Raw genomic sequence first — 8,490 nt, forward strand, 5'->3', positions numbered from 1 at the left:
GAGAGCGATGCAGGCAATGGCCTGGATGAAGGTGCGGGCAGGATGTGTCATGGCTCGGATGCTCAATACACGTCGTGCTGTGTGTTGTTGACGTTGAAGTGGCCGGTCGGGGTGATCAGGCGCGGGTCCTTGATCACGGCCTTCAGCTTGAGCGTCTTGTCGTCAACCACCACGATGGCGCTTTGCTTGTCCTTGGCGGACCAGACAGCGAACCACACTTCGTCGCCAGCCTTGTTGTACTCGGGCTGCACCACGCGCTTGGCGCCGTCGTCCGTCAGGCCGGCCCACTCCGCGATGGGCAGAACGGTATAGCCTTTGTCCAGGTTATTGATGTCGTAGACGGCGACAGACTGGGCGAACTTGGCGTCCGGATTGAGCGGAGTATCCGAATACAGGTGATTGGACTTCGGATGGCTCTTGATGAACAGCGCGCCGCCGCCCTGGCCCTTGAGCTTGGCGACTTCCTTGAAGGCATATTCCTTGTGCTTGACAGGATCGGTGCCGATCAGCGAGATGGTCTCATCGCCCAGGTGGCCGGTTGCCCAGACGGGACCATACTTCGGATGGATGAAGTTGGCGCCGCGGCCCGGATGGGGGATCTTGCCCACGTCGATCAGGCCCGCCAGCTTGCCTTCCTTGGCGTCGATGGCCGCGACCTTGTTGCTGTTGTTGGCTGCCACCATGAAGTAGCGCTTGGAGGCATCCCAGCCGCCGTCATGCAGAAAGCGGGCAGAGCCGATCTCGGTAGTCTTGAGCTCGTTGATGTTGCTGTAGTCCACCAGCAGGGTCTTGCCGGTTTCCTTCACGTTGACGAGGAACTCCGGCTTGAAGTGCGAGGCCACGATGGCGGCCACGCGCGGCTCGGGGTGGTATTCCTGCGTGTCAACGGTCATGCCGCGTGTTGCGACGATCTTCAGCGGCTCGAGCGTGTCGCCGTCCATGATCACGAACTGCGGGGGCCAGTAGCTTCCGGCAACGGCGTATTTGTCTTCGTAGCCCTTGAACTTGGACGTATCCACCGAGCGGGCTTCCAGACCGACGCGGATTTCCGCGACGTTGTCGGGCTTGGCCATCCACAGGTCGATCATGTTGATCTTGGCGTCGCGGCCGATCACGAACAGATAGCGGCCGGAGGCGGACATGCGCGAGATGTGCACCGCATAGCCGGTCTTGACGATGTTGATGATCTGCTTGGTGTCGCCGTCGATCAGCGCCACTTCGCCGGTGTCACGCAAGGTGGTGGAGAAGATGTTGGAGATGTTGTAGTTGTTCTCCTTCTTCTTTGGGCGGTCCTTTGGATCGACGAGGATCTTCCAGGTGGACTTCATGTCCGCCATGCTGTATTCGGGCGGTGTGGGGGGATCCTGCTGGATGTAGCGGGCCATCAGATCCACTTCCTTCTCCGTCATCTCGCCGGAGGTCTGCCAGTTGGGCATGCCCGCAGGGGAGCCATAGGCGATGAAGACCTTCAGGTACTCCGTGCCCTTTTCCAGTGTGATGTCCGGGGTGAGCGGCTTGCCGGTCGCCCCTTTCCTCAACACGCCGTGGCAGCCGGCGCAGCGCTCGAAATAGATCTTGCGACCCAGATCGAACTCGGCCTGCGTCATCGGCGGCGCCTTGGAGTTGGAGGTGTTCTGGTGCATCGGCTCATTCGCCAGCGGCGAGGTGCCGAGGTGATGATTGAGCTGTGTTTGCGTGACGTCCTTCCCGTCCTGCGCCATCGAGCTAACTGAAACCATCGCCGCTGCCGCGAGCGCGATCAGTCTTGCGATTCTTCTTGCTGTCATTGTGCGGTCCTCTGCATCACGGATCAGCGCATGTTTGTAGCCCCGGCAGATGCCGGAGCTCATCTCGCGAGGTCGCTGTCCATTCCCTCTTTTTTGCGAGTGATTCATCGTCGCAGTGGAGCCGCATGACTGTCCTTGACTTGGTTTAAGGACGAAAGATCGCGGTGATTCGAACATGCGTCCATAAACTCAAAGCGAGAACGAGAGGTCCGTGATGAACATGGTGGAAGAAGCAGTCCGGAGCATTCGCATGCCGCGTGGTGAGGGCGCAGAAGGCGAAACCGCGCAGTACTCGCAACCCGGCAAGGTCACGCTCGTCGGCGCAGGCCCGGGCGATCCAGAGCTGCTCACGCTGCGCGCGGTGAAGGCGCTGCGCGGCGCGCGGCTCGTGCTCTACGATCATCTGGTGAGCAAGGACGTGCTGCGGTACGTTGCAGAGGATGCAGACCTCATCTACGTGGGCAAGCAGGCCGGGCATCACACCATTCCTCAAGAGGAAATCATCGAATTGATGGTGAGGCTGGCCTCGGATGGCCGCAGCATGGTGCGGCTGAAAGGGGGCGATTGCTTCATCTTCGGGCGTGGCGGAGAAGAGGCGCAGGGGCTCGAGCGCGCAGGCATCCCCTTCGAGATCGTGCCGGGAATATCGGCGGCGCAGGGGGCGGGCGCCTATGCCGGCATTCCCCTGACGCACCGTGACCATGCGGCCACGCTGGTGTATGCCACCGGGCACCTGCGCGGCGCCAACGATGCCGATCTGGACTGGGCCATGCTCGCGCGGCCCCGGCAGACCGTGGTGTTCTACATGGGCATCGGCAACCTGCCCGTCATCTGCGGCGAGCTTCAGCGCCACGGCATGCGCGCGGACATGCCCGCCGCATTGGTGGAGCATGCGACCCTGCCCGGGCAGCGCTGCATCTGTGGAACGCTGCAGACTCTTCCACAGCTCGCGCTGGATCATCACGTGAAGCCGCCGGCGCTCATCATCGTGGGAGAGGTGGTCAGCCTGCATGAGACCCTCTCGCGCGGGATGGCGACACCGGCATCTCTGCTGGAGGGCTGATCGCCGCAGGGGCGACGGGAATCAGGCATCATTGGAGCCTTATTCTGCGAAGCCCAATGCAACAAGACATTCTCATCAACTGGTCCCCACAGGAAACCCGCGTGGCTGTGGTGGAACACGGAGCGGTTCAGGAACTGCACGTCGAGCGAACACTGGAACGTGGGCTCGTTGGAAACATCTATCTGGGCAAAGTCTCGCGTGTCCTGCCCGGCATGCAATCCGCTTTCATCGACATTGGTCTGGAACGCGCGGCGTTTCTGCATGTAGCCGACGTATGGCAGCGCCACGAAGGTGGCGAGCCTCCCATGGCGGTGCGGGGCAAGGCGGAGCCGCTGGTGCCCATCGAGAAGCAGGTGTTCGAGGGCCAGGCGCTCATGGTGCAGGTCATCAAGGATCCCATCGGCACCAAGGGCGCACGCCTGTCCACGCAGATCAGCATCGCCGGACGCCTGCTGGTTTTTCTGCCGCAGGATGACCATGTGGGTGTTTCGCAGAAGATCCCGCTCAACGAGCGGGAGCTGCTGCGCAACCGTCTGCAGGAGCTGGTGGGTGACAAATCAACCGGAGGGGGCGGCGGATTCATTCTGCGAACCAACGGCGAAGACGCGACCGATGAGGAGCTCAGCGAGGACATTGCCTATCTTCGCAAGACCTGGGCCGGTATCCGGGATGCGGCGCAGCGCAAGGCACCGAGATCGCTGCTGTACCAGGATCTGAATCTGCTGCAGCGGGTTCTGCGCGATCTGGTGAGCGAACATACACAATCCATCCGCATCGACTCCAATGAGCAGTTTGCGGTGATGCAGTCGTTCGGCAAGGAGTTCATGCCGGCTGCAGCGGCCAAACTGCAGCTCTACAAGATGGAGCGGCCAATTTTCGATTTGTACTCGATCGATGAGGATGTCGCCCGCGCGCTGGGCAAGCGCGTGGATCTCAAATCGGGTGGCTATCTCATAGTCGATCAGACCGAAGCGCTCACCACCATCGACGTCAATACCGGCGGCTATGTGGGTGCGCGCAATTTCGATGACACCATCTTCAAGACCAACCTGGAGGCGGCGGGCGCGATTGCCCGCCAGCTTCGATTGCGCAATCTCGGCGGGATCGTGATCGTCGATTTCATCGACATGGTGCGTGAGGATCACCAGAGTGCGGTGCTGGGAGAATTCCGCAAGCAACTCGCCCGCGACCGCGTGAAGACCATGGTGGGCGGTTTCTCGCAACTGGGCCTTGTCGAGATGACCCGCAAGCGCACGCGCGAATCGCTGGCCCATCTGTTGTGCGAACCGTGCCCGACCTGCCTGGGCGTGGGGCAGGTGAAGACTTCACGCACCATTTGCTATGAAATTCTCCGGGAGTTGCTGCGGGAAGCCAGGCAGTTCAATCCGCGTGAGTTCAAGGTGATTGCCTCACCCAAGGTGGTGGAATTGTTTCTGGATGAAGAAAGCCAGCACCTGGCTGGATTGTCGGACTTCATCGGCAAGCCGATTTCCCTGCATGCAGAGTCGTACATGGGGCAGGAGCAGTACGACATCGTCTTGATTTGACGACTCATGGGGAGCCACTCTGTTTTGGTTGCTATGTATAAGTGATTGTTTTGTAAGGAATTTTCGGCAGGGCTGTCTTTTGGTGTCGCGGAGTGCCACCCTGTTCCAACAAAATTGGATGACCTGATGGGTGGCCAGCCGGACGATCCGGCCAAGCCCGTCGGCACCAGGAGAACGAACATGGCAAGCAAAGGCAGGCTGCTACCGGTTTGGCTCGCTCAGCGTGCGCGAAGTCGAGTCCAGCGACATCGTGGCATTGATCGACGACAGCAAGCTCATCTGGGGTGAGTCGAGCCTCCTGCACATCACGGCCAAGTGCCTGCTCACCCATGCCTGCAGCAAGCGCCTCGTCAATGCCAACCCCTGCGTTGGCATCATGGCAGTGCTTTGCTGGGCTCCAGGGCATCTACGACCAGCACACTTATTACCCGGAGCGCCTGCAGGCGCTGTCGATCTGGCGTCTGATATGTCGCGTAGGCGAGAGTGTTGAAACGTCTGTCAGTGGTGACCACGCGGAGAAAATTTCCGGATGCCTCAACTCACATCTTTCGATACCACTGATGCTGCCTGCATCGTGGCCTCTGGCGGCTCTTTGACCGGCTTCATGCGCATGCTGCAAGTCCTGGCCTTGGTACCCGTTTCCAAATCGACGCTGTGACGCCATGTCACAGCCGGAATCTTCCCCGCGCCGATCACGCGTACAGATCGGTATGGGCGCATGTGCCCCAATCTGCGCAACTGCCCGGCACCTCAGCCCGGCCTGTCCGGCAACGGCCTTCGTAAGCTCCGCAGGGCCGCGATATCTCGGTTCCAGCTTGTGACTCACGAGGGAAGTTATCGGTTTATTTCGGAATGGCGAAATAATGGATGCTTCCTCATAGATTCTCCAATAGTTCCGTGATTCCGGAATATGTTCGACAAATCCTTGGTTGTCAGTTATAGTTACGTTATTTCAGAACTATGATTGAGCATGGCACGGCGTCTTCCCTCCATACATCCCTCCAGCAATCCTCGGGTTGAAAGCCTCGAAGGGCTGGGGGCGCTCGTACGCAACGCGCGGGCACAGGCCCGCATGCGCATCGACGACGCCGCCGCATTCTGCGGCGTCTCGGCCGATTTGCTGTCGCGCCTGGAGAATGGGAAGTCAATTACCACCGACCGCCTGTTCAAGGTTCTGGAGGGACTTGGGCTGGAGGTTTTGGTCGTTTCCAGGGAACAGGCGCTGAAGCTCAAGGACGTGGCGCAGCAGGAGTCCGAATGAGTAGTGCATTCCCTGCCCACGGCCTGGATCTCGCGCTGGACGTGTTCTTTCATGAAGACCCTGTCGGGCGGCTCGCGTTCGATCCAGAGTTGGATCAATTCAGCTTCGCGTACAGCGCACCTTGGCGCCAGCGTGCATACCGATTCCAGCTGTCGCCGCATCTTCCTCTCGACGGCGAAGTATCCGCCGTGGCCGTGCGGCGCTTCATCGACAACCTGCTGCCCGAAGGGCGGGCGCTGGACGTGGTTTCCAGTTTCACCCATGTCCAGAAGAGCAATATCTTTGGCCTGATCCGGGTGATGGGCCGCGAGACGGCGGGTGCCCTGAGCTTCCTGCCCGCAGGGCAACTGCCGCAGGCGCAAGAGGCGCAGCGGCGCCCCGTGGCGCTTGCCGAGCTGCAGCAGCGCATCGATGACCGCAACAGGATTCCGTTCGCGATATGGGACGACAAGGTGCGCATGTCGGTGGCGGGCTACCAGGACAAGCTGCTGGTGCTGCGCGAAGACGATGCCTTGTTCCTGGCGGATGGCTCGCTCTCGTCGACGCACATCCTCAAGCCCGAGCCGTTGAACGACAAGCTGCCCTGCATGGTGGCCAATGAGCATTTCTGCATGCGGCTCGTCAACCGGCTCGGGCAACGGCGCTTGAAGGAGAACTGGGCGGCCGAGGTGGAGATCCTGCGCGTGCCCGCGCCGGTCCTGTGCGTCGAACGCTTCGACCGGGTGCGTGACGACGGGAATGTGCGCAGACTGCACGTCATTGACGGCTGCCAGGCGCTGAATCTTCCCGTGTCGCACAAGTACGAGCGTCCGCTGGGCAATGCAGAAGACGTGCGGCATATCCGCGACGGCGCCAGCTTCAAGGCTTTGTCCACGCTGCGGCCACATCTGTCAAATGCAGCCGTCGGCATCCGGCAGATGGCCCTCTGGGCGATCACCACGCTGCTGCTGGGCAACAGCGATGCGCATGGCAAGAACATCTCCTTTTTCGGGCGGGGTGATGCCTTGGCGGTGGCGCCGTTCTACGATCTGGTCAGCGTGGCCGTGTACGACGCCCGCCACATCGACCAGGAACTGGCGATGGCCTTCGGCGACGAGTTCGCGTTGCCGGCTGTGAAGTCGTTCGCGCTGGCCGACTTTTGCGAGCGACTGGGATTCCCCCGGCGCACGTTCGCACGCGAACTGAAACAGCTCTGCGAATGGGCGCGGGAGGAAGCGAGGGCGCAGGCCCTGGACCCCGTGTACGTGCAGGATGAGCGGCCCTTTGTTTGTGCCCTGGCGAACTACGTGGTGGCCAGGGCGGATTTCCTGTTGGGGCAGATGGCGGAGATTCCCAGGTTCAGCGGCGATCTTTTCTGAAGGCCGGGCCGGAACGGAAGCCTTGTGGTCGCGCGGCCAACTGTTGGGCTCTTTATCTTGACTCAAGGTGGTCATTTTGTTTTTGCACCGGTGGCCATTTTGACCTCATGAGTGCAGAGCATTGCGAATCTACCGAATTGACTCTGGTCAATGTCCTTCATTGTGCGCCGTGTAAAAACAAGGATTGCAAATCCCCGCGAATACTGCAATAGTTTTTGGATGTGGCAGCAAGGTCGGCCATAAGAAAACCAATGGAGGGGATTCCAATGAAACAGCTCAAAGCACGGGCGCGTCTTCGCTCCGGCGCTATTCTCATGGCAGCGCTATTCGCTGCATCCAGTGCGGTGGCATTTCAGGTGCTGCCCAAGGTCAGCGATGTGGACCGCAAGATCTCGACGCTGGGGCGAAATCCTGTGTTGGACTACCTGGGGCACTGGTTTGTCGGGTCGGCCATCCCCATCATGAAATCGCCGGTGCATGAGTCCATCACGCTGGCAGCCATCGGTTGCGGTGCTGGCAGAGGGTCGGAGTACGACTGCGTCACCATCAATGCGGTCCAGGAGCACCGCATTCTCTTGTACGGAGTTCGTTGGCCCGATGACCCACCGTTTCTGCTCAACGCCAAGTCGCCACCCCGTATCAAAGGGTGCGATGTCGGCGTCACTCTGAGATCCACATCGCAACCCCTGTGTTGGTGGGGGCTGTTCAAGGATGCCGGAGCACAAGCCAAGACAAAGTCTCACCTCAAGGCACCAGCCTTTGGACCTGGGGACTACATGCTGTACCGGTCGCACTACGGTGACCTCCAGTTCATGCATGCGATGGGCGCCTACGATGGCGAGACTGCAGGTGAGACGGTAGACCGCATGAAGATGTGGGCCGAGTTCCTGTGGGGTGTGGCCTCTGGAACAACGCCGACAGGCATCTTCATCCGGGATCTGGGTCACAGTAACCTGGCAAGCTACTTCCCGGGTGACATCACGGCAATGAACCTGTTTGCCACCGGGATCGTCGAAGTGCGCAAGGACTTGGACAAGGTGGCCATGGGTGCCTTGCTGCACATGGTGCAGGACAGCTTTTCGCAGGCCCATACAGAGCGCGGGCAGGAGAGCGGTGCCCAGTGTGGCACTACCGGGTTTGACAAGCCCGGCCAGATTCAGCGGTTTCGCAGCTACGCGAAGCAGTCGAGCACGTTACATGATGAGGCGGACACGCCAAGTGCACTGGGACTTCACACCACACAGATCAGTCCCAGCGCGGTGGATGTGAGCCGTGCATTCCTAACGTTTTGGAACGAAAAGAAGAGCTGGGCGGAAGCCGGCGCCTTCTTCGACTGCGTGTTCGAGCCCAAGGATCGCAAGATCGAGGCGGACGCTGGGCCCTATGTCGCTGTGCCGCGAACCACAGCATCCACGGATCTGAGTCCGCAATAGGCCATAACAGAGGGCTTGGCGCCATTTTGCTGACTGCGCCA

The 8,490-nt window shown here is 60.4% G+C and carries 6 protein-coding genes; 5 read left to right on the plus strand and 1 reads right to left on the minus strand.

Annotated features, from left to right (window positions below; all coding sequences use genetic code 11):
* Nucleotides 1–62: 62 nt before the first annotated feature.
* Nucleotides 63–1,787, minus strand: coding sequence for a cytochrome D1 domain-containing protein (locus ABWP92_RS15000; RefSeq protein WP_353236200.1), 1,725 nt, complete (start codon nucleotides 1,785–1,787; stop codon nucleotides 63–65).
* Between the two features lie 250 nt (nucleotides 1,788–2,037).
* On the opposite strand from ABWP92_RS15000, the gene cobA reads away from it, so the two are divergent.
* From cobA to ABWP92_RS15025, 5 genes are all read left to right on the plus strand, one after another.
* A complete protein-coding gene (gene cobA / locus ABWP92_RS15005) occupies nucleotides 2,038–2,850 on the plus strand; it encodes a uroporphyrinogen-III C-methyltransferase (protein WP_353236201.1) in 813 nt (270 codons plus the stop codon).
* 56 nt (nucleotides 2,851–2,906) lie between these two features.
* Nucleotides 2,907–4,397, plus strand: coding sequence for a ribonuclease G (rng, locus tag ABWP92_RS15010; protein WP_353236202.1), 1,491 nt, complete (start codon nucleotides 2,907–2,909; stop codon nucleotides 4,395–4,397).
* Between the two features lie 970 nt (nucleotides 4,398–5,367).
* Nucleotides 5,368–5,658, plus strand: coding sequence for a helix-turn-helix domain-containing protein (locus ABWP92_RS15015; protein ID WP_353236203.1), 291 nt, complete (start codon nucleotides 5,368–5,370; stop codon nucleotides 5,656–5,658).
* Nucleotides 5,655–7,016 (plus strand): HipA domain-containing protein, encoded by a 1,362-nt coding sequence (locus ABWP92_RS15020; protein ID WP_353236204.1) that lies wholly within the window; start codon nucleotides 5,655–5,657, stop codon nucleotides 7,014–7,016. The genes ABWP92_RS15015 and ABWP92_RS15020 overlap by 4 nt, the downstream gene beginning before the upstream one ends.
* Before the next feature lie 266 nt (nucleotides 7,017–7,282).
* Nucleotides 7,283–8,449: a hypothetical protein gene (locus tag ABWP92_RS15025; protein ID WP_353236205.1), complete on the plus strand. Its 1,167-nt coding sequence runs from the start codon at nucleotides 7,283–7,285 to the stop codon at nucleotides 8,447–8,449.
* The last annotated feature ends 41 nt before the right edge of the window (nucleotides 8,450–8,490 follow it).

The organism is Diaphorobacter ruginosibacter, from assembly GCF_040396215.1.
Classification (GTDB): domain Bacteria; phylum Pseudomonadota; class Gammaproteobacteria; order Burkholderiales; family Burkholderiaceae_C; genus Diaphorobacter_A; species Diaphorobacter_A ruginosibacter_A.

What these genes read in the sequence shown, in the direction of transcription:
- ABWP92_RS15000 (WP_353236200.1), bottom strand. Translation starts at nt 1,787, where the DNA reads ATGACAGCAAGAAGAATCGCAAGACTGATCGCGCTCGCGGCAGCGGCG.
- cobA (WP_353236201.1), top strand. Translation starts at nt 2,038, where the DNA reads ATGCCGCGTGGTGAGGGCGCAGAAGGCGAAACCGCGCAGTACTCGCAA.
- rng (WP_353236202.1), top strand. Translation starts at nt 2,907, where the DNA reads ATGCAACAAGACATTCTCATCAACTGGTCCCCACAGGAAACCCGCGTG.
- ABWP92_RS15015 (WP_353236203.1), top strand. Translation starts at nt 5,368, where the DNA reads ATGGCACGGCGTCTTCCCTCCATACATCCCTCCAGCAATCCTCGGGTT.
- ABWP92_RS15020 (WP_353236204.1), top strand. Translation starts at nt 5,655, where the DNA reads ATGAGTAGTGCATTCCCTGCCCACGGCCTGGATCTCGCGCTGGACGTG.
- ABWP92_RS15025 (WP_353236205.1), top strand. Translation starts at nt 7,283, where the DNA reads ATGAAACAGCTCAAAGCACGGGCGCGTCTTCGCTCCGGCGCTATTCTC.